This is a genomic window from Mycobacterium sp. BMJ-28, from assembly GCF_054404835.1.
In genome coordinates this window covers 3870826-3889724 of record NZ_CM136783.1, presented here as the reverse complement: position 1 = coordinate 3889724, position 18899 = coordinate 3870826, and the positions used below count along the sequence as shown (strand labels likewise).

Below are 18899 nucleotides of genomic sequence, written 5' to 3'. Positions count from 1 at the left end.
TCACTGCGGGTGCTCGTGCACCGCTCGGGTGTAGCGCGTGTACAGATAGCCCTCCGAATCGGTGAGCACATGTTGGCGCTGCAGCCGGTGCAGCGCTTCGACGGGGCTGTCGGTGACTCGTTTGGCGGCGCCGCCGACCACGAATGGCGCGATGGTGAGGCACAGCTCGTCGAGCAGGTCGGCGCCGATGAACGTGCCGAGCAGGCTGGGGCCGCCCTCGGTGAGCACCCGGGTCAGCCCGAGGCCGGCGAGCGTGGTCAGCATGGCCTGCGGGTCCACCTCGTCGGGGTTGTCGGCCGAGCAGTCGTGCACCGCGGCCAGGCCGGCCAGCCGGGTGCGTGCACCGACGGCCGCGTTGTGGGAGGTGAGCACCAGCGGGGGCACCTCGGTGTGGGTGAACACCAGCAGATCGCGGTCCAGGTGGCCAGACCTGGTGACCATCGCGATGGGCGGAAGCTCGGCTTGTCCGCGACCCTGGCGCCGGGCGCGTTCGCCGGCGCCCAGGTGTGCGCCCGAATAGTTCTCGGTGCGGACGGTGCCCGCGCCGACCACGATGACGTCGGCGAGTTCGCGCATCAGTCCGAACAGCGCCCGGTCGCCGGTGCCGCCCAGCCCGCCGGACCGTCCGCCGGCGGTGGCCGCGCCGTCCAGGCTGGTGACGAAATTGGCCCGCACCCAGCAGGCGGTGAGGTCCGTCGGATAGGCGTACTGCTCGGCGAGTTGGCCGTCGGTGGCGCTATCGCGGGGTTGCAGTGTTGTGAGTTCCGTCCCAGCGGTGGCATCCGGCATGGGGATCATTGCAGCACGTCGATAGGGTGCACGACATGCAAAGCGGCACAGGTGTCGAAGCTCTGGTTGATCGACATCCCAAGGTGACGCCGGAACAGCTGGTGGCGCGGCTGGTCCCGCCGCCCACCTTCGCCGATGTCAGCTTCGACACCTACCGACCCGATCCGGCCGAACCGTCCCAGTCCGAGGCCGTGGTCAAATGCCGTTCGTTCTGTGAGCAGGCGCTGGTGCGGCGCGCGGGCAAGAAGAAGCTCTTCGGCAAGCGTGAGGCGCTGCCGGGTGTCGGGGTCTACCTCGACGGCGGGTTCGGTGTCGGCAAGACCCACCTGCTGGCGTCGACGTATTACACGCTGTCCGGGGCGCAGGTGGCGCCCACCGCATTCGCGACCTTCGGCGAGCTGACCCAGCTGGCCGGGGTGTTCGGGTTCACCGAGTGCATTGACCTGCTGGCCGGGTACGTGGTGGTGTGCATCGACGAATTCGAGCTCGACGATCCGGGCAACACCACCTTGATCTCCCGGTTGCTGTCGGCGCTGGTGGAGCGCGGGGTGTCCATCGCGGCCACCTCGAACACGCTGCCCGAGCAGCTGGGTGAGGGCCGGTTCGCCGCACAGGACTTCCTGCGCGAAATCAATACGCTGGCTTCCATTTTCAGCACGGTCCGGGTCGAGGGCCCGGATTACCGTCATCGTGGCCTGCCGCCCGCGCCGGAGCCGCTGTCCGACGATGAGGTGCGGGCCCGGGCGGTCGGAGTTTCGGGGGCGACACTCGACGATTTCGATGCGCTGTGCGCACATCTGGCCACCATGCACCCGTCGCGCTATCACGCGCTGATCGACGGGGTCCGCGAGGTGTTCGTGACCGGGGTGCACCCGATCGACGACCAGAGCGTGGCCCTGCGTCTGGTGGCGCTGACCGACCGGCTCTACGACGCGGGCGTGCCGATCCTGGCGTCGGGCACCAAGCTGGACACCATCTTCAGTGAGGAGATGCTGGCCGGCGGGTTCCGCAAGAAGTACCTGCGCGCCACCTCGCGCCTGCTGGCCCTGACCGCTGCCGCGCAGTCTGCGTAGCGGAGGGCAGGAGCGCAGCGACCCGGGAATCGTTACAGCGGGCGCACCATCACGTAGTCGTTCTCGATGTGCCCGCCCAGCCGGAATGTCTTGGTGCCGCTGACCGTGAACCCGGATTTGGTGTAAAAGCGTTGGGCGCGTTGGTTTCCCTGGTTGACGCCGAGCCACAGGCAGGCCGCGCCGAGCGTCGCGCAGCGCGCCAGCACCTCGGTCATCAGAGCCACCGACACGCCGGCCCCGTGCACGTCGGGCAGCGCGTACATCTTGGACAGTTCCACCGCGGGCCGTAGCGTCACCGCGCCGGCCACCTGCGGGTCGTCGGGCACGCCACGAATCAGCATGGCGTAGCCCAGGATTCGGGTGTCGTCGCGGGCGAGCAGGATCACCCGGTCGGGGTCGTCGAGATACGTCGAGAACCGTGCCGCCGACAGGTTGTCGGCGATGAACGCCGCGACGTTGTCGGCGGATACGGCGGGCGGGCAGGCCAGCGGAAAGGTGGTGGCCGCGACCTCGGCCAGTTCGGGCAGATCGTGCGGGGTGGCCGGTTCGACGCGCATGCGCCTTACGGTAGTGGGGTGCCCGGCTGCCAGATGTTCCACTGGGCCAGGTGGGTGCCGGTCTGCGGGTTGAGCATCACCACGTTGGTGACCAGTCCGCGGTAGACGTCCCAGTACACCGCACCGTTGACCGTCGACCCGGGGGCGGCGTTCACAAGTGCGGTCTCCAGGGAGTCGGGGGCGTCGGTGTGCTTGGCGGTGTAGGCGTCGGCGTACGGAGTGACCCCGCTGAAGGTGGTGGCGATGGCCAGCTTGTACGGGTTGGGCGCCGAGATGACGTGAATGGTCACCGGTGCCTTCCACGGGCCACCGGTGGCCCGCCAGCGCGGCGACCCGTTCCAGCTCCAGCCCGGCGGCACGTCGGTGGGCACCACGTCGTGCACGGTGACGTCGGCGGCGAAATCGTCGTACTGCACGTGCAGGGTGTCACCCAGATTGCCGATCGGGGTGATGGCGTCGGTGATCTTCGGCGTTGCCCAGGCTTGCGGCGCCAGGCCGAACGCCATTACCGCTGTCAATCCGGCAATCACTGCCGACATCACCCGAAGCATGTCTGGCATCTTGGCACATGGCCCGGCGCTCGTCGGAGCTTTAGTCCACCCAGGGGCCGTGGCCGCCGACCGAGTCGATGCGGATACGGGTCAGGAAGCCGTCGGGCGCGTTCGGCGGCGGGAAGTGTTCGTCGGAACCGAGCAGTGCGGTGGCAAGCTGCTTGAGCAGCTCGGGCGCCCCGCCGTCGACGATGCGGGCGGTGCCGTTCACCGACAGGTACTCGCGCTGTTGGCCCGGTTTGGGCGGCGCGAGGATGGTCACCGCGACATCGGGGTTTCGGCGGACGTTGCGCACCTTCTTGTAGCCGTCGGAAAGATGCGCGGCGACCAGCTCGTCGCCGTCGGCGGTCGATTGCAGGGCCACCCACACCACGGAGACCTGCGGGCTGCCGTCGGGGTTGATGGTGACGAGCGTGGCGTCGGCGCCCGCTCCGATGAGTTCGCGTGCCGCGTCGTGGAGTGTCATGGCACTTTCTACTCCGTGGCGCCCTGTTTCATTCCCGGCAGCGCGGACAGCAGTTTCACCACGTCGGCTTCGGCGCGGACCTTGTCGATACCGACGCTGTGCAGCGGCCCGCTGCCGTCCTCGGATTCCAGCAATGCCAACAGCAGGTGCTCGGTGCCGATGTAGTTGTGGCCCAGCCGAAGTGCCTCCCGGAAGGTCAGTTCCAGCACCTTCTTGGCCGGTCCGCTGAACGGGACCAGATGGAGCTTCTCGCCGGTGTCGGCCGGCAACTGCACGGCATCCCGGATCTGGGCGGTGTCGATGCCCTGCGCCTTGATCACCGCGATGCCCAGTGATTGCTCGTCGATCAACAAGCCGAGGATGAGGTGCTGGGGGGTGATCTCGGTGTTGCCGGCGTCGCGGGCGGCATCCTGGGCGGCGACGACGGCCGTGCGGGCGCGCGGGGTGAAGCGGGCGAAACCCTCGTTGGGGTCGATGGTGTTGCCCTTGGTGACGAACCGCTTCTGCGCGGCCTGTTTGGTGACGCCCATCCGGGCGCCGATGTCGGTCCAGGAGGCGCCCGAACGGCGGGCCTGGTCGACGAAGTGGCCGATGAGGTGATCGGCCACTTCGCCGAGATGCTCGGCCGCCAGCATGGCGTCGGTGAGTTGATCGAGTGCGTCGTCGTGGACGGACTTGATGGCGCGGATGAGGGTGTCGAGGCTGACCGAAGACGTGGGGGAGGTGCTATCGCTCATGCGTCAACCGTAGGTTGACTTTCCGGCGTCGTCAACCACCGGTTGACGGTCAGCCGCGCGGATAGCCGCGCCGGACGGCGCGTTCCAGAATCCCCAGCGTGGCGCGCAGGGCTCCCTCGGAGAGCACCGGGAAGATTCCGGCTTCACGCCATTTCGGGTCGATCTGCGACCAGTCGTAGAAAGAGGTCACCACCGTGCCCTCCGGGCCGGGTTTCATGCGGTAGCCGTAGACGTGCCCGATCTGCGGTTTGAGCTGGCCCAGAATCGTCCAGGCGATCAGCCGGTCCGGCTCGAACTCGGTGATCCGGACGGTGACGTCGTAGCGGCCCAGCGGGAAATCGTTGAGGGATTCGCGATCCATGTGCACCGTGAAGGTGTCGCCCGCTGCGGTCACCCGTTCACCCTCGGCATCCTGCAGCATCCCGGATGAGTCGATCGCCACGTGGCCGTGCGGATCGGTGAGCACCGCGAAGATGGCGGACGCGGGCTCGGCGATGGTTCGGCTCACTTCGATGCGTTCTTCCATGGCTGCAGTCTGGCACCCCGGTTCTGTCGTTCGGGCCTACTGTGGAGCCGTGCGTTACTTCGTGATCGGTATCGGCGTGGTGTTGGCGTTCTTCGGAACGGTGTGGGCGCTGCAGGGCTTCGGTGCGTTACAGGGCAGCCCGATGAGCAACACCACCACGTGGTCGGTCATCGGGCCGATCACCGCGTTGGTCGGGATCGGCATCGCGGTTTACGCGTGGCGCCTGCGTAAATAGCGGTCGCCGGCCAGGGTCTGCTCCAGTTCGCCGGCCCGGGCGGGGTCAATACCCCATGGGTGCTCCACCCCGACGTGCTGGTCGAGGTCCCACAGCACGCACCGTTCACCGGGTGCGGCAACGAGTGACCACGCAATCACGGTGCGGCGCAACTGCTCTGACATCGAGTCGGTGCCAGCCGGCGTGTCCCCGTCCGGATGGTGGTGCAAGAAGCGGCCGTACGCCCGGTCGCAGAACGCCGCGTAGCGGGCGGTGCACAGAATCAGGCCATGCCAGGCTTCGTCCACCGCGTGTGACGGCATCCCGATCACCTGATCGTCACGCAGCGCGGCGCCGCAGCACCGAAGCCATTGCCGCAAACCGGTTTCGATCAGCTCGCGGGGCTGCCACGGGCAGGTCTTGAACACCGCGTCGGGCAGCTCCAGTGTCGCCGCTGCGGCACTGGTCCGCTCGAGGTCGTGTCGACGCCGGATTCGCACCTTGTTCACGATAGTGCTCACAACCGGGTATGGGACGCGGTGAACACAACGTGACACCGTGGTGAATCGACGGCTCTTTTAAGGCAATATCGTGCTGCCAAGGTGCACAGATGCAGATCCACTCCGCCGCGGCACGCGCCGTGCAGACCACCGCCGCCCACCGCGGCGACGTGCGCCAGGCCGAGTATTACGTGGACCTGCTCGATGAGCTGCGTGCGACGGTTGCCGAGGATCTGGCACATCAGCGTGCCTCGCTGGCCAGGCGAGAACTCGACGGTGTCGCGTTCGGCGTGAGCCGGCTGCAGCGGGCTATCAAAATCAAAGAGGCCGAACTCGCGACGCTCACCCGGCTGGCCGAAGCGCTCAGTTCGAGGTTTCCCTCGGTGTAGGCGCGGGAATCAGGCGATCGCGCGGTCGTCGGCGTATGCGTCACGCACCGTCCAGCCGACCATGCGAAGGCGGTGCGCAATCCGCCTGGACTGGCGGCGCACATCGCCGGCGCGGCCGAGGCTGGTGGCCCGGACGCTGATCAGCAGCGGCCAGTCGTCGGCCGCGTCGAACTGCGCCACCGCGAACACCGCCGCGTCGTCGAGCCAGAAGCTCGCGATCCGGCCCAGGGGCCGCGGTTGGCCGGGGGCAAGGGCAGACACCAGCGCAGCCAGCGACACGGGGCCGCTCACTTCGAGGAGATCTGTCATGGGTCAACTTTCTCGTGGATGGGGAACCGGATTCAACCGGTTTTCGCCGAGGTCGGGTACGTTGCCGCGATGATCGGCTCGGTGATGAGGAATTCGTCGCCGCCCCGGTGACTGAGCCGGCCTCGGGGCGCGGGTTGTACCCGGACTATGCCGAATACGCCGTCGCGACGAAGGCCATCGGACGGCAGATTCCGATCATTCACCTGGTTCCTCGCGCCGCCTGAATCGGCGGGCACGGAACTTGGACCGAGGGACCGGTCGAACCTCTTGGTTCGCGGCGCGTTTGAGTGCCGTCAACCGGTCGGGGAATTGGCATTGGTAATGCATGTGAGCTGCAAAGATTGTGGTGCGCGATACTGGGATTGAACCAGTGACCTCTTCCGTGTCAGGGAAGCGCTCTCCCGCTGAGCTAATCGCGCGGGTCCATCTTGGAGGTGGAGACGGGAATCGAACCCGTGTGCACGGCTTTGCAGGCCGTTGCCTCACCACTCGGCCACTCCACCGCTGGGGTTGATGCCATTCGCACCTTCGAGCGGATGACGGGATTCGAACCCGCGACCCTCACCTTGGCAAGGTGATGCGCTACCAACTGCGCTACATCCGCGTGCCTCGGGTGAGATCGTCACCCGGTGCGGGATGGAACATTAGTCCAACCATGCGACGAACTACAAATCACTTGGAACCGAACGGCAATCAAGATCAAAACAGCTGGTAAACCTCGCGTGCGATCGAGAACCCATGGCCGGTGCGCGCGTCGCGGCACGCGATCCCACCTTCGGAGCTGTCGCAACTGAGCCGCCCCCGAGTCAGTGACGTGCCATAGGTCAGCACGTGCGTGCCGCCGAGCGTGGTGTCCCCGGCGCAGACGAACGCCGCAGGTTCGCCGGGTGCGATGCCGATGCCTTGGCCGTAGTCGAACTCGCAGTCGGTGGGCCGGGGTGGCGGATTCCAGTCCCGGTCGACGATGTCGCAGCGGGCGTAGTCGCTGCCCAGGATGCAGCCGACGTTGCCGCTGGGTGAGATGAACGTCACCAGGTCGCCCGGCTCGGCGCCGGCCACGGGGGCAGGCCCCACCAGAAACGACGATATGAGGACGGCGGCGGTCCATCGGTTCACCGGCCAGACGCTACCGCCGCGACGGGCGGTGGGCTGGGCAACGGCTGTGAAGGCACGACCGCGGCGGCGATTCGGGGGCGCGGCTGCACCCGTGCTAATGTTCCACGTCGTTCCCCGGTCTCGTAGCTCAGGGGGAGAGCGTCCGCCTCACACGCGGAAGGTCACTGGTTCGATCCCAGTCGGGACCACCACAAAACCCCAGTTCATATGGGGTTTTTTGGGAATTTCGCCGCAGAGTTCGGCAAACCTATCGAGCGGCTCCGTCGAGAGCTCGCAATCTCGTTCAATTGTTCGGCGACCCTCCGGCAGCTTTGTGCCCGCGCGGTGTGCGTCGACGACCCTTTCGAACCGGACCGAGGAGTGTGATGTGACAGCTGTACTGAATCCGGGGCGTCCGTTCACCGGCGGTGAACGCGAACTCCTGGAAGACACTTTGAACCTGAATCGCAGCGAACTGGTGCGCGCGGTCGAAGGGCTTTCCGACGCCGAAGCGCGCGACAAGCGCGTCCCGTCGCTCACCACGCCCATCGCTCTGCTCAAGCATTGCGCGGTGGCCGAACGCATCTGGTTCCAGCGCACGCTCGCCGGCAGAAGTGTCGACGCATGCGATGGCCCAGCCGAAGGCGGAGACGTCAGCTTTGGCGTGGCCGACAACGAAACACTGGCCGCGGCGATTGCCGAATACCGCGGTGCCTGTCGGCGCTCGGACGAGTTGGCTGCAGGCCATGACCTCGACGACACCGCCGAACATCACATCGTCGGCGCGGTGAGCCTGCGGTTCATCTATCTGGGCATGATCGCCGAAGTCGCGCGCCATGCCGGTCACGCCGACATCCTGGCCGAGCAGATCCGGGCGAGTCGTCGATAGGTGGGGATTGCGTCCGGCGGCGGGGTAGATCGATTCACACCGTGAGCCCCAAAATCCCTTGCTCCGCAGCGCCCGCGCCCCCATCATGGTTGAGCGTTGTTGCGGCCCAAAGGTGTTCACCAGGGTCGCCCAAGCGCATTCATGGAGGGGAGGACAGACATCATGAAACTTGCTGAGGCGTTGTCGCTGCGCGGCACTGCGCTGCGGCACCTGGAGGCGCTGCGTACTCGCATCGCCGACAACGCCCGCTTCCAGGAAGGCGAGGAGCCGTCCGAGGATGCGGCCGCGCTGCTCATCGAAGCCGAAGCGGCGGTGGATGAATGGGAATCCCTGATCCAGGCGATCAACCGCACCAACGCGGTCACCGACATGGGGTCCGATGGCACCCTGACCGACGCGCTGGGCCGCCGCGATGCGTTGCGCTGGCGCCGGCACCTGCTGACCACCGCGGCCGACGCCGCCGCGGGCAGCGGCAAGCAGGGTTACACCCGCCAGCTGCGTTCGGAGCTGAAGATGCTCGCCGCGTTGCCGGTCGCCGAGCTGCGGGCACGGGCGGATCAGGTGGCGCGGGAACTGCGTGAGCTCGATGTGCGCATCCAGCAGAAGAACTGGGAGGTCGATCTCCGCGAGCGGTGAGGTGTAGCAGGTAGTCGTCACGGAGGCGTGCACAAGCCCCGATCGGCGGGTCAAGGCCGGTCACTTGTGGTGCGCGTAGGGCAGCGCTGAGGGTTCGACTCCCTCATTCACATCGCAGCCCCGCATCGTGCACCATTTATGGGGCACGGCACACAACGCATCACTACGTGCAGATCCATGACGACGAGGGCGGGAACGGGGCCTACACCTCTCAGGAGACGAATGAACGGGACGAGTGGCCTGCTCGATGTCGGTGACGGCAACCGGATGTACTGGGAGGCGCGGGGTAACCCGGACGGGCGGACGGTGCTCATCGTGCACGGTGGCCCAGGCGGCGGGCGGTCTCGCTCCGCGCATAAGACTTTCGACCACAATGTGTTTCACATCGTGTCTTTCGACCAACGCGGCTGCGGGGACAGTGTGCCCAGTGCCGCGGACCACAGCACCGACATGACCGTCAACACCACCGAGCATCTACTCGCGGGCAGTCTTTCCTGCCGCAGCTACGTCATTGTTCACGCTATGGCGGTGCCGACCAGCAATCCGATCATGTAGGTGACGGCAAGTGCGAGGGCACCGCCTACGATGTTGCGGACGATCGCACGACGAGGCGCGGCCCCGCCAAGGCGTGCCGATACGTAACCGGTGAGGGCAAGTGCCACAAGGACGGCCGCGACGGTCACCGGAATTCGCAGGCTCGGCGGCGGTAACAGAATTGCGAGCAGTGGCAGCAGGGCACCGACGGTGAAGGCGCCCGCCGAGGAGAACGCTGCCTGCCAGGGATTGGTGAGCTCATCAGGATCGAATCCGAGCTCTGCATCCACGTGCGCCGAAAACGCGTCATGCCCGGTGAGTTCGGCGGCGACCGTGCGTGCTGTCTGCTCAGACAGCCCTTTCGCCGCGTAGATCTGTGTCAACTCTTCGAGCTCGGCGGCAGGATCCTCGCTGAGCTCACGACGTTCCTTGCTCAGTAAGGCGCGTTCGGTGTCGCGTTGGGTGCTCACGGACACATACTCACCAAGCGCCATCGACACCGCGCCGGCGGCCAGTCCAGCGATTCCAGCAGTCAGGATCGGCCCGCGAGCCACCGTGGCCGCCGCCACTCCCACGACGATGCCTGCGGTTGAGACGATTCCGTCATTGGCGCCGAGCACACCTGCGCGCAGCCAATTCAGTTTCGAGGACACGGAGCCGACGTGCGGCTCTGCTGGATGAGACACAAAGGGTAGATTAAGCAACCGGACGTCTCACCGCCAGCAAATGTAGCCTCACCAAACCACGAGCATTCGGCCTGCGGTGCAAGTCAACTCGCGTTATCAGGGCCTGGATTTCGAACGACCGGGTTTGTCGGGGATTCGCTGTTCAAGGGGCCCGCGAGGTCGGACGGTGCGCTGCCGCATTTTTTTTCGGCATAGGGTGGCAATTCCACGCCAGGCTAGTAAACCGCCCGGTTAGCGCGTTATATTGCACTTCATGGATGAGGCCGCCGCCAAACTCGCGTGCGCGATCGGTGCCCGCGTCAAACAGGAACGACAGGCCCGGCGCTGGACGCTGGATCGCCTCGCCGAGGCCGCCGCCGTGAGTCGGCGCATGGTGGTCAGCGTCGAGCAAGGTGCGGTGAATCCCAGTGTCGGAACGCTTCTTCGGCTCAGCGACGCGCTCGGGGTGGGCTTGCCGGCGTTGGTGGAGCCGCCCGAACCGAAGGCGGTGAAGATCACCCGAAGCGGTGAGGGCGCCGAATTGTGGACCGGGCCGGCCGGTGGGCGCGGCATCCTGATGGCCGGGACGACTCCACCCGATGTCATGGAATTGTGGGACTGGACCTTGGGTCCAGGGGACCACCACGTCAGCGAGGCCCACAGCACCGGTACGCGGGAGTTAATGCACGTCCTGCAGGGGACCGTCACGGTGGCGGTCGAGGACCAAACGACCGTCCTCGAGGCCGGAGACGCGTTCGCCTTCCCCGGCGATGTGGACCACTCTTACGCCAATCGCGGAAGAAAACCTGCCCGGTTCTCCCTGGCGGTCTTCGAGCCCGGTGTGGGTGCCGGCGCCCCGGAGGGGCGTCATGGTTGACGACGAATCGCTTCGGCAGTCATTGGATGATGACCGCGGCGTCACCTGCAGGAGATGGAACTGGCGGCAGGCACGGCGCACGCAGTTGAACCCAGACATCACCACCGCGCTGTTCATCCTGGACGCCCTGGCGCCGATGACCGACGGCCAGCTCACCGACGCCGCCGATGAGCTGACCAAGCAGCTGCATCGCCTGGGCTCCGACATTCGCGTCGAACGACGTGTACTCTCGCTCAATTCGTCAGCACAGCAAGGAAAGTCGACATGTTGATTCACCCCTGGGACGCCGCACTGGATGCCGCCGAATGGCAGGACTGGCTGGCCGGGACCGATCACTTCGGCATACTGGCGGTCAACAACATCGATGCGGGGCAGGCTCCCGTCCTCGTGCCCACCCACTTCACGGTCGCCGGTGAACAACTGCTCCTCCACCTGGCCCGGCCGAACCCGGTGTGGCCGCACCTGGAAGCGGCCGCCGAGGTCCGGTTCGCGGTGATCGGCGACTATGCCTACATCCCGACCTATTGGCGGGCCAAGGCCGGCGGCGCCGACGAGGACGGCGTGCCGACAAGTTATTACGCCAGCGTGCAATTCGTCTGCACGCCGACCATCGTCGACGACCCGGACGGCAAGTCCGAACTGCTCAACGCCCAGCTGGCGGACTTCCAACCCGAGGGCGGGTTCTCGACGGTCGCGGCAGGCGAAGCCCCCTACGGGCGGATGCTCGGTGGCATCCGCGGGGTCCGATTGCACATCGTGCGGGTGGACGCCAAATTCAAATACGACGACCACAACCCCGTCGAACATCGCAAGCGGGTGACCGGCAACCTCGAACAGCGCGATCGCGGGCTCGACCCGGGCGCCGCCACCCAGCAGCGTCGCCGGCTGGCCGCGATCGATGACTGGAACACCTTCCGCCGCAAGTCATGACGGTGGCCGCAATCGTCAGGCCAGGCGCCTGAGCGCCTCTTGTTCGACGAACATCGTCACGAACTCGCGTTCGCCGACATCCGCGAAATCCCGGTGGATGCGCCGGATGACGGCGCCCACGGTTGCCGGATCGAGTTCGGGGCGAGTGATCCGGAAGTGGGCCACCAGGTTGTCGATCTCGGCGAACTCCGTGGCTTGTTGCGTCAGCGGGTCGGCGTGCTCAGATTCGCAAGCCTGCCGGTGTTCGTGCAGGAAGGCGTCGTGGGCCGTCACGACCTGATCGGGAGTCGCTTCGGGATGCTCACGGGCGACGACATCCAGCGCAACCCACGTGGTGGGCCCCAGTGCGGTGCTCTGATCGGGCCGGCGACCGTACGCGATGGCCGCCGTGAGCAGCTCGCGAAAGGTCAACTCGGCCGGATCGGTCGGTTCTGCGGGCATGTGCGCGACTGTACGTACCCACGATGAGAGGAAGCTGTTTAGCGCCGTGGGATTCGCGGGTACGCGGTCGAAATGGTCAAAGCATTCGGATACAGCCGTAACGGAGGACCCGAGGTCCAGGAATTTCTCGACGTGGACATGCCGACGCCACTGGCCGATGAACTGGTGGTCGAGGTGCGTGCCGCCGGCGTGAATCCGGTCGACTGGAAGCTCCGCTCCGGAATGCTGGGCCCGGCGAAGCCCAGCGATCTGCCGGCAGTGATGGGTTCCGAGGTCTCCGGCGTCGTCCGGGAGGTGGGCAAGGACGTCGACGGTTTCCAGGTCAATGACGAAGTCTTCGGCACGGTGGCGCCCGGCTCCGGCGGCTACGCCGAGTTCACGGTTCTACCGGCGAACGCCACCGCGAAGAAACCGCCGCAGGTCAGCTTCGCCGACGCCGCGACGCTCGGAGTGGCCGCGGCAACTGCCTACGACGGCGTCACGCAGCTCGACCTCAAGGAAGGGCAGACGCTGCTGATCAATGGAATAGGCGGCGGCGTGGGCGTCGCGGCAGCGCAACTCGCCCGCGGCCTGAATGTGAACGTCATCGGCACCGCGAGCGAGGCAAAGCGGGAGTTGGTGGAGTCCCTGGGCGCCACGCTGGTGCCCTACGGCGAAGGCGTCGCCGACCGGATCCGTGAGCTGATGCCCGACGGCGTCGACGCAATATTCGACCTGGCCGGCGGCGACGGCTTGCGCGCGGTCGTCAACCTGCTCGCCGACCGCGAAAAACTCATCAGCGCAGGTGATTTCGAGAACACGCCGCAACTGGGTGGGCATCTGATCGAACGCGATCGCACCTCCCGGGCGCTTGAGATCGTCGGCCAGCTGGTCGCCGACGGCAAGCTCGACCCGCATGTCGAAGACGTGCGCCCGCTGGATGAAGCGGCAGAAGCGGTGGCAGCGGTCGAAATCGGGCACGCGCGCGGCAAGGTCGTCATCGAGGTGAATGCCTGATCAGGCGGGCGGGTCGCGATCAGTCCAAGTCGGCCAGCACCTGACGAGCGGCCTGCAGTTCGGCTTCCAGAGCGGCGACCCTGGCGGCCTGCTGGGACCGCGCCTCCTCGATGACCTGGTCGATCGGGGAGGAGAGATCTTCGTGCAGTTCCTTGGCCGCCCGCGAGACGGCTGCCGCGGCGACGGCGAGGTTGCGCGCCAGATAGGTGGCGCCCTGCTTGAGTTCGGCATGCCATTCGCCGTCGGCGGTCCCTGTCACGGTGAGGGTCAGTTCCAGCGTCTTGGTTTTCTTGCCTGCCCTTTTCGCGGGAGCCTTGGCGGGCTTGTCATCGGGGACGGTGTCCGGCGTCGGCGCGACGGTGTCCGGTGAGGCGGGCAGCGTCGTCTCTGCGGCCGGAGTGTCTACAGTCATCGTCACGGCATGAGCTCCTAGTCATCTTCACCCGCAGTGCGGGCTGGCGGTGACCGTCATTAGAACACATGTTCGAGCTGTGATGGCGAAGCGCCGCGGCAACTTGGCACATTGCCGTGTCTCCTGGGTCATACTCGTCGCAGGGGTACATCGATCTGGGGGAGAGCTTCCATGGGTGACAAGAAATTCGTTCGGGCCGTGGCGGCCGTGCTCGGCGCCGGCGCCGTACTGGGCTTCGCGGCGGGCACCGCGTCGGCGTGGCCGATCCCGATCACGGGGGAGCAGCAGAACTTCATCAACCAAGCGCGCAACGCCGGGTTCCCCGGTGACGACGACCAGATTCTGCTCGCCGGCAATCAGGCGTGCCGCGCGTTGTACACCCGCCAAGGGGTGCAGGCCGCGATCGATACCGTGGCCGGCCCGAACGGGGCGACCCCGGAGCAAGCCGCCGCGTTGGTGCGTGCCGCCCGCGGCACGTTGTGCACGCAGGCGCCGGGCTGAGGAGCAATGGCGGGATCGGCGCCTCACTGGGGATGCGCGGCCAGGTACTCCTGCAGCGGCAGCGGCGAATCGGCGGAATAACCGACGGGCAGCATCACGTCGCCGGCGATGGTGAAGTAGTAGACCGCCCAGCGGTAGTACGCGCCGAACGCAGCGGGATCGGCGGCCATCACGGCCGCATACGCGTTCACCGCACGCACATACTCGTCGGCGTGGTTGTACCGAAACAGCGCCGAATCATGATCTGCTGCAAAGCCATTGGCGGCCAGATAGTGTCCGGCGGCCATGATGCTGTCGCGTGGTGAGCGGATGTCGCCGCCGTCACCGTAGGCCGCGAACGTGGACGGCAGGAACTGCATCGGTCCCTGGGCGCCCGCGGTGCTGTCGCCGGCAACGCTGCCGAAATGTGTCTCGATCAAGTTGATTGCGGCCAGGTAATTCCAGCCCACCCCAGAGGCCGCCTCGGATGCGCGGTAGGCAGCCATGAGCTCGTCGGCAGGTGGCGCCGCGTTGATATGCCAGGCCGGCAAGGTGCTCTTCGGGTGGGCCATCGCGGCAAGCTGCCGGCGGGCATCGACGTTGCGGTCATACCCCTCGAGCAATTCGGCGGGGATACGCGGGCGAATGATGCCGTCCCACTCAGGATGACGCCCGATGGCCCGGTAAGCCACCTGCTGCCGGCGCGCGGCCTGCATCGACGCCGGTTCCACCGTGGCGGGATCGCGCAGCGCACGTTCATCGGTGACCAGGTCGTCGGCAAGCTGGGCGGGGTCGGCCGCCAGGCGCGGCTGGGCGCCCGGTTCGGCGGTGGACTCATCGAGCATGGCCGCGCTCGGTGGCACCATGTCGGCCGACTGCGCGGGCGCCGGAGCGGACTGCGGAGTGGGCGTCGAGCAACCGGCCACGACCAGCGCGACGAGCGCGGCGATGACGACTCTGGGCACTTCCGAAGCCTAAACGGTCGGCGTGCCGCGAGATTGTGGATATTGCGCGCAAGTTCGAGTGCGCGTATCCATAGCTGCAAGCTCGAGGCTCGCATCCAATACGCAGGAAAGAGTGGGCAGTGGCCGACCGCATCATCTTGACCAGGCACACCGCGCAATTCTGGCGGGTGACCTTCGACATGCCGCCGTTGAACATCTTTGGGCCGCAGCATCTTCGGCCGCTGGCAGACATCGTCAACGCGCTGGAGACCGACGACGACGTGCAGGTGGTGGTCTTCGACAGCGCAGTCGAGGGCTTCTTCATCACGCACTACGACTTCCTGGCCAAGCCCGAGGACACCACCGACCTGCCGCCTGGCAAGACCGGCCTGCAGCTGCTACCCGACCTGTTCGCGCGCATCAGCCGGGCGCCGGTGGTGTCCATGGCGTCCATCCGCGGCCGGGCCACGGGAGTGGGCAGCGAGCTGGCCCTGGCCTCCGACATGCGTTTCGCCAGCCGGGAGAAAGCGGTTCTGTCCCAGTGGGAAGTCGGTGCGGGCCTGGTGCCCGGCGGCGGCCCGATGGCCCGGCTGCCGCGCCTGATCGGGCGCGGCCGGGCGCTGGAAGTCCTGCTCGGTGCCGACGACGTCGACGCCGACCTTGCCGAGCGCTACGGCTACGTGAATCGGTCGCTGCCCGATGCGGAGTTGGACGCGTTCGTCGACCGGCTCGCCCACCGGATCGCATCCTTCGACAAGCAGGCACTGACCGAAACCAAGCGCCTGGTCGACGTGAACAGCCTGCCCACCGACGCCGAGATCGCCCCCGAATGGGACGCCTTCCTCGGCGCGCTGGGGCGCCCGGCGGCGCAGGAGCGCATCAAGAGGCTCTTCGACCGCGGGTTCCATCGCCCCGGCGATGTGGAGACCCGGCTCGGGCACCACGTGGGCGAGCTCTAACTCCCGGCCCGCCCCCACTGGCCGAAGTCGGGCGCCAGCACCTGGTCCTCGTCGACATGGATCCCGTTCAGCGCGGCGCCGGGATCGGCGCCGGCCACGATGACCGACTGGTACAGCACCGCTGCCGGGGCTCGCTCGCCCCGTGACCAGGCCCTGGTCTGCCAGGCCCACCGGTGGCCGGCCGTGCCGGACTGCCCGATCACGTCGTCGTCCACCGCCCAGGTGCAGGCGCGGGCGTGGCCGTAGATGCCGGTGCGGCTCGCCCCCAGCACCGAGTTGATGCCACGAAACCATTGCAGCGCGGTGCTTTTCCAGGTGTCCCGATCGATGTCCTCGTCGATGCTGAAGAAGATCGGCGCCGCATCGGGGCCGCCTGCGGCCGCGTGCAGGCGGAGCGCGCTGGCAGCGTCCGCAACCCCGCCGTCGAAGCCGCGGGTGTAGTCCGACGGGTCGGGCCAGCCCGGCTTCCCATACTGGAAATTGCTGACGACGTGCAGCCCAGCGGCGCGCAGAGAATCGGCATAGGAACGGGTGACCGGTTTGAAGTCGAAGTTCGCGCCGGGCCGGGACTCGGACACGTACACGACCGCGCCGGCGTAGCCCGCGGCGGCGATCTGGTCCGCCGGGACAAGGTGCTCGGCGAAGTCGATCAGGGTGGCGGTATCGGCCCTGGCGGGTGCGGCGGGTGTAACGGCAAGGGCCGGCGCGGCGAGTAAATACCGGAGGACGTCACGGCGGGCCGGGTACCGCACACCGTGATCTTACGTACGTTTCGGGGGTGGGACGGTGGGAAACACTGAGCGCGGGCGTCCGGTTATAACGATTCTCACGCCCGTTGGTTGCTATTCGATAAGCGAGACTGATTAGAGAGTGTTGGCAAACTATGGTCGCCAAGTGGATCGTCGTACCGCCCTCAAACTGCCTCTTCTCCTGGCTGCCGGAGCGGCGCTGACTCAATTACCCTTTGCCTCGGCGGATTCCGCACGGTGGACCGCGGATAGAGCCAATGCCTGGTACAACGCTCAAGGCTGGCTGGTAGGCGCCAACTACATCCCGGCAAACGCCATCAACCAGATCGAGATGTGGCAGTCGGGCACCTACGATCCGCGCCGTATCGATGGCGAACTGCGGGTGGCCCAGCAGATCGGCTTCAACACCGTGCGGGTGTTCCTGCACGATCAGCTGTGGGTCCAGGACCGCCAGGGGTTCGCCCGCAAGCTGGCGCAATTCGTCGGCATCGCCGCCAGTCACGGCATCAAACCGCTGTTCGTGTTCTTCGACTCCTGCTGGGACCCGAACCCGAAGCTGGGCCCGCAGCATGCCCCGGTTCCCGGTGTGCACAATTCCGGATGGGTGCAGAGCCCGGGTGCCGCGCTGCTCAGTGACCAGCGGTACCGGAAAGTGTTGTACGACTACGTGACCGGGGTGATCGGTCTGTTCCGCAATGACAATCGGGTGCTGGGCTGGGATCTGTGGAACGAGCCGGACAATCCCGCCAAGGTGTACAGCAAGACCGAGCGGCCGGACAAAGTCGCGTTGGTGACGGCGCTGCTTCCGCAGGTGTTCGGTTGGGCACGCGCGGTCAATCCGGTGCAGCCCCTGACAAGTGGTGTCTGGCAGGGGAGTTGGGCGCCGGGGAAGGTCAGCGATATGGCCCGCATCCAGTTGGACAACTCCGATGTGATCAGCTTCCACTCCTACGGCAAGCCCGCGGATTTCGAGGATCGCGCAAATGAGTTGGTCCCGCTGGGCCGGCCGTTGCTGTGCACCGAATACCTGGCCCGGCCCGAGGGCAGCACCATCGAGACCATTCTGCCGATTGCCAAGCGCCGCAACATCGCCATGTACAACTGGGGATTGGTGGCAGGTAAGACACAGACCTACTTCCCGTGGGATTCCTGGGACCACCCGTCCGCCACGGAACCCAAATCGTGGTTCCACGACCTGCTCTACCCCGACGGCCGGGCCTACCGGGACAGCGAGATCCAGGCCATCCAGTCGCTGGCCGGCCGGGCTGGGCAGACCTAGCCGCGCAGGTGGCCCAGGATTGCGCCACACACGGCTTCGGGCCGGTCCACCTGCAGGAAATGTCCTGCGCCTTCGATGATCTGGACCTTGCTGCCGGGCGGTAGGAAGTTCATCGCCTGCGCCACGTAGCCGACCTGCATGGCCCCGTCGCGGTCACCGTGCAGCACCAGCACCGGGATGCGGGGCAGGTCCAGCCGGTACCGGTGCAGATGCGCATATGGCGCCGACGCGGCAGTGAATCGGGCGGTGGCGCGGTAGTACGCCAGGGCCGCCCGCCGGTGTGCGGGGGTCGGCAGCGCAGCCAGCGTGTTGTGCACGTTCGCCCGCACGTCCGTGCGCGGTGGCGACCAGTCCTTCCACAGCCGCGGGATCACGCGGTGCAACACGCGTTCGGGGAGGGCGGGCAGTTGGAAGAACATGATGTACCAGCTCATCCGGAGCTGGATCAGCGCCATCCGGGCCGTGCGCACCGGGCCGAACTTCGACTCGGCGATCGCGCGGATCGGTGGCAGTGCCATCGAGATGTGTTCGGCGAACGGCGAGTTTGGGGAGGCGGCCAGCGCGTTGACGGTCCAGCCGCCCCAGTCGTGACCGATCACCACGGCATCGGTGGGGGCGCCGAGTGCGCCGTGCAGGTCGACGACATCGGACATCAGCGCGCCCAGGGTGTAGTCCCCGTCGGGCGCCGGTCCGGTCGGCGCATAGCCTCGGGTGAACGGGGCGATTACCCGAAAACCCTTGGCTACCAACAGGGGAGCGAGATACCGCCAGCTGTGTGCACTGTCAGGGAACCCGTGTACGCACAGTGCCAGCCTGCCATCCTGAGGTCCCCATTCCAGGGCCGTCATGCGCAGCCGGGGCAGGTCCAATTCCAGGACGCGGGGGTCGGCCATCTGCTGACC

28 protein-coding genes and 4 tRNA genes are annotated in these 18899 nt (G+C 66.8%); 14 read left to right on the top strand and 18 right to left on the bottom strand.

The annotated features are described in order from the left end of the window. Positions 1–789 carry a pyrimidine reductase family protein gene (locus tag ACXPWS_RS19270; protein WP_458708193.1) on the bottom strand — a complete coding sequence of 263 codons (789 nt, stop codon included), beginning with the start codon at positions 787–789 and terminating at the stop codon, positions 1–3. 35 nt (positions 790–824) lie between these two features. Between ACXPWS_RS19270 and zapE the strand changes: the two genes are divergently transcribed. Continuing rightward, positions 825–1862: a cell division protein ZapE gene (gene zapE, locus ACXPWS_RS19265; protein ID WP_458708192.1), complete on the top strand. Its 1038-nt coding sequence runs from the start codon at positions 825–827 to the stop codon at positions 1860–1862. A 32-nt stretch (positions 1863–1894) separates the two neighbouring features. Here zapE and ACXPWS_RS19260 read toward each other — a convergent pair whose 3' ends face one another. From ACXPWS_RS19260 to ACXPWS_RS19240, 5 genes are read right to left on the bottom strand one after another with little or no spacing between them, the layout of a single operon-like run. Further along, a complete protein-coding gene (locus ACXPWS_RS19260) occupies positions 1895–2419 on the bottom strand; it encodes an N-acetyltransferase family protein (protein ID WP_458708191.1) in 525 nt (174 codons plus the stop codon). A 5-nt stretch (positions 2420–2424) separates the two neighbouring features. Continuing rightward, on the bottom strand, positions 2425–2958 hold the full coding sequence (locus ACXPWS_RS19255; RefSeq protein WP_458708190.1) for a hypothetical protein: 534 nt from the start codon (positions 2956–2958) through the stop codon (positions 2425–2427). Positions 2959–3010: 52 nt separating this feature from the next. Continuing rightward, positions 3011–3436, bottom strand: a complete 426-nt coding sequence (locus ACXPWS_RS19250; RefSeq protein WP_458708189.1) for a PPOX class F420-dependent oxidoreductase — start codon at positions 3434–3436, stop codon at positions 3011–3013. Between the two features lie 8 nt (positions 3437–3444). Further along, positions 3445–4173, bottom strand: coding sequence for a Clp protease N-terminal domain-containing protein (locus tag ACXPWS_RS19245; protein ID WP_458708188.1), 729 nt, complete (start codon positions 4171–4173; stop codon positions 3445–3447). A gap of 49 nt (positions 4174–4222) precedes the next feature. After that, positions 4223–4699: an SRPBCC family protein gene (locus ACXPWS_RS19240; RefSeq protein WP_458708187.1), complete on the bottom strand. Its 477-nt coding sequence runs from the start codon at positions 4697–4699 to the stop codon at positions 4223–4225. A 49-nt stretch (positions 4700–4748) separates the two neighbouring features. Here ACXPWS_RS19240 and ACXPWS_RS19235 point away from each other — a divergent pair, with 49 nt between their 5' ends. Then, positions 4749–4934, top strand: coding sequence for a hypothetical protein (locus tag ACXPWS_RS19235; protein ID WP_458708186.1), 186 nt, complete (start codon positions 4749–4751; stop codon positions 4932–4934). Here the strand turns inward: ACXPWS_RS19235 and ACXPWS_RS19230 are convergent. Further along, entirely contained in the window at positions 4910–5425 is a 516-nt protein-coding gene (locus ACXPWS_RS19230; RefSeq protein ID WP_458713601.1) for a glycine-rich domain-containing protein, read from the bottom strand. The two genes, ACXPWS_RS19235 and ACXPWS_RS19230, sit on opposite strands and share 25 nt — an antisense overlap. A gap of 98 nt (positions 5426–5523) precedes the next feature. Between ACXPWS_RS19230 and ACXPWS_RS19225 the strand changes: the two genes are divergently transcribed. Next, positions 5524–5802: a hypothetical protein gene (locus tag ACXPWS_RS19225; protein ID WP_458708185.1), complete on the top strand. Its 279-nt coding sequence runs from the start codon at positions 5524–5526 to the stop codon at positions 5800–5802. A gap of 9 nt (positions 5803–5811) precedes the next feature. Here ACXPWS_RS19225 and ACXPWS_RS19220 read toward each other — a convergent pair whose 3' ends face one another. The 5 genes from ACXPWS_RS19220 to ACXPWS_RS19200 all read right to left on the bottom strand — a co-directional run bounded on the left by ACXPWS_RS19220 (position 5812) and on the right by ACXPWS_RS19200 (position 7227). Beyond that, positions 5812–6111, bottom strand: a complete 300-nt coding sequence (locus tag ACXPWS_RS19220) for a hypothetical protein (protein WP_458708184.1) — start codon at positions 6109–6111, stop codon at positions 5812–5814. Between the two features lie 344 nt (positions 6112–6455). Further along, positions 6456–6530, bottom strand: a tRNA-Val gene (locus tag ACXPWS_RS19215). Between the two features lie 10 nt (positions 6531–6540). Beyond that, positions 6541–6614, bottom strand: a tRNA-Cys gene (locus ACXPWS_RS19210). 28 nt (positions 6615–6642) lie between these two features. Further along, positions 6643–6715: transfer RNA gene (locus ACXPWS_RS19205), tRNA-Gly, on the bottom strand. Between the two features lie 95 nt (positions 6716–6810). Then, on the bottom strand, positions 6811–7227 hold the full coding sequence (locus tag ACXPWS_RS19200; RefSeq protein WP_458708183.1) for a DUF6636 domain-containing protein: 417 nt from the start codon (positions 7225–7227) through the stop codon (positions 6811–6813). 116 nt (positions 7228–7343) lie between these two features. Between ACXPWS_RS19200 and ACXPWS_RS19195 the strand changes: the two genes are divergently transcribed. The 4 genes from ACXPWS_RS19195 to ACXPWS_RS19180 all read left to right on the top strand — a co-directional run bounded on the left by ACXPWS_RS19195 (position 7344) and on the right by ACXPWS_RS19180 (position 9286). Continuing rightward, positions 7344–7418: transfer RNA gene (locus tag ACXPWS_RS19195), tRNA-Val, on the top strand. A 242-nt stretch (positions 7419–7660) separates the two neighbouring features. Next, positions 7661–8095: a DinB family protein gene (locus ACXPWS_RS19190; RefSeq protein WP_458708182.1), complete on the top strand. Its 435-nt coding sequence runs from the start codon at positions 7661–7663 to the stop codon at positions 8093–8095. 162 nt (positions 8096–8257) lie between these two features. Further along, positions 8258–8731, top strand: a complete 474-nt coding sequence (locus ACXPWS_RS19185) for a DIP1984 family protein (RefSeq protein ID WP_458708181.1) — start codon at positions 8258–8260, stop codon at positions 8729–8731. Between the two features lie 222 nt (positions 8732–8953). After that, positions 8954–9286 (top strand): alpha/beta fold hydrolase, encoded by a 333-nt coding sequence (locus ACXPWS_RS19180; RefSeq protein ID WP_458708180.1) that lies wholly within the window; start codon positions 8954–8956, stop codon positions 9284–9286. On the opposite strand, the gene ACXPWS_RS19175 is transcribed toward ACXPWS_RS19180, so the two are convergent. Continuing rightward, entirely contained in the window at positions 9247–9951 is a 705-nt protein-coding gene (locus tag ACXPWS_RS19175) for a VIT1/CCC1 transporter family protein (protein WP_458708179.1), read from the bottom strand. The genes ACXPWS_RS19180 and ACXPWS_RS19175 overlap by 40 nt on opposite strands. A gap of 253 nt (positions 9952–10204) precedes the next feature. Here ACXPWS_RS19175 and ACXPWS_RS19170 point away from each other — a divergent pair, with 253 nt between their 5' ends. From ACXPWS_RS19170 to ACXPWS_RS19160, 3 genes are read left to right on the top strand one after another with little or no spacing between them, the layout of a single operon-like run. Continuing rightward, positions 10205–10807, top strand: a complete 603-nt coding sequence (locus tag ACXPWS_RS19170) for a helix-turn-helix domain-containing protein (protein ID WP_458708178.1) — start codon at positions 10205–10207, stop codon at positions 10805–10807. Beyond that, positions 10800–11078: a hypothetical protein gene (locus ACXPWS_RS19165; protein WP_458708177.1), complete on the top strand. Its 279-nt coding sequence runs from the start codon at positions 10800–10802 to the stop codon at positions 11076–11078. The genes ACXPWS_RS19170 and ACXPWS_RS19165 overlap by 8 nt, the downstream gene beginning before the upstream one ends. After that, the gene (locus ACXPWS_RS19160; protein ID WP_458708176.1) at positions 11072–11737 is read left to right on the top strand and encodes an FMN-binding negative transcriptional regulator; all 666 of its coding nucleotides are present in this window, start codon (positions 11072–11074) and stop codon (positions 11735–11737) included. The genes ACXPWS_RS19165 and ACXPWS_RS19160 overlap by 7 nt, the downstream gene beginning before the upstream one ends. Positions 11738–11752: 15 nt before the next feature. Here ACXPWS_RS19160 and ACXPWS_RS19155 read toward each other — a convergent pair whose 3' ends face one another. Next, positions 11753–12178, bottom strand: a complete 426-nt coding sequence (locus ACXPWS_RS19155; RefSeq protein WP_458708175.1) for a three-helix bundle dimerization domain-containing protein — start codon at positions 12176–12178, stop codon at positions 11753–11755. Positions 12179–12343: 165 nt separating this feature from the next. Here ACXPWS_RS19155 and ACXPWS_RS19150 point away from each other — a divergent pair, with 165 nt between their 5' ends. Next, positions 12344–13174 (top strand): NADP-dependent oxidoreductase, encoded by an 831-nt coding sequence (locus tag ACXPWS_RS19150; RefSeq protein WP_458708174.1) that lies wholly within the window; start codon positions 12344–12346, stop codon positions 13172–13174. Positions 13175–13193: 19 nt separating this feature from the next. On the opposite strand, the gene ACXPWS_RS19145 is transcribed toward ACXPWS_RS19150, so the two are convergent. After that, positions 13194–13592: a DUF6319 family protein gene (locus tag ACXPWS_RS19145; RefSeq protein WP_458708173.1), complete on the bottom strand. Its 399-nt coding sequence runs from the start codon at positions 13590–13592 to the stop codon at positions 13194–13196. 165 nt (positions 13593–13757) lie between these two features. On the opposite strand from ACXPWS_RS19145, the gene ACXPWS_RS19140 reads away from it, so the two are divergent. Next, on the top strand, positions 13758–14087 hold the full coding sequence (locus tag ACXPWS_RS19140; RefSeq protein ID WP_458708172.1) for a DUF732 domain-containing protein: 330 nt from the start codon (positions 13758–13760) through the stop codon (positions 14085–14087). A gap of 23 nt (positions 14088–14110) precedes the next feature. Here the strand turns inward: ACXPWS_RS19140 and ACXPWS_RS19135 are convergent, their stop codons facing one another. Then, positions 14111–14932, bottom strand: coding sequence for a lytic transglycosylase domain-containing protein (locus tag ACXPWS_RS19135; protein ID WP_458713600.1), 822 nt, complete (start codon positions 14930–14932; stop codon positions 14111–14113). A gap of 218 nt (positions 14933–15150) precedes the next feature. On the opposite strand from ACXPWS_RS19135, the gene ACXPWS_RS19130 reads away from it, so the two are divergent. Continuing rightward, complete coding sequence (locus ACXPWS_RS19130; protein ID WP_458708171.1) at positions 15151–15969, top strand: enoyl-CoA hydratase/isomerase family protein; 819 nt, start codon at positions 15151–15153, stop codon at positions 15967–15969. On the opposite strand, the gene ACXPWS_RS19125 is transcribed toward ACXPWS_RS19130, so the two are convergent. Next, entirely contained in the window at positions 15966–16721 is a 756-nt protein-coding gene (locus tag ACXPWS_RS19125) for a DUF1906 domain-containing protein (RefSeq protein WP_458708170.1), read from the bottom strand. The two genes, ACXPWS_RS19130 and ACXPWS_RS19125, sit on opposite strands and share 4 nt — an antisense overlap. A gap of 142 nt (positions 16722–16863) precedes the next feature. Here ACXPWS_RS19125 and ACXPWS_RS19120 point away from each other — a divergent pair, with 142 nt between their 5' ends. Then, positions 16864–17997 (top strand): glycoside hydrolase 5 family protein, encoded by a 1134-nt coding sequence (locus tag ACXPWS_RS19120; protein WP_458708169.1) that lies wholly within the window; start codon positions 16864–16866, stop codon positions 17995–17997. On the opposite strand, the gene ACXPWS_RS19115 is transcribed toward ACXPWS_RS19120, so the two are convergent. Further along, complete coding sequence (locus tag ACXPWS_RS19115; RefSeq protein WP_458708168.1) at positions 17994–18890, bottom strand: alpha/beta fold hydrolase; 897 nt, start codon at positions 18888–18890, stop codon at positions 17994–17996. The genes ACXPWS_RS19120 and ACXPWS_RS19115 overlap by 4 nt on opposite strands. Positions 18891–18899: the final 9 nt, after the last annotated feature.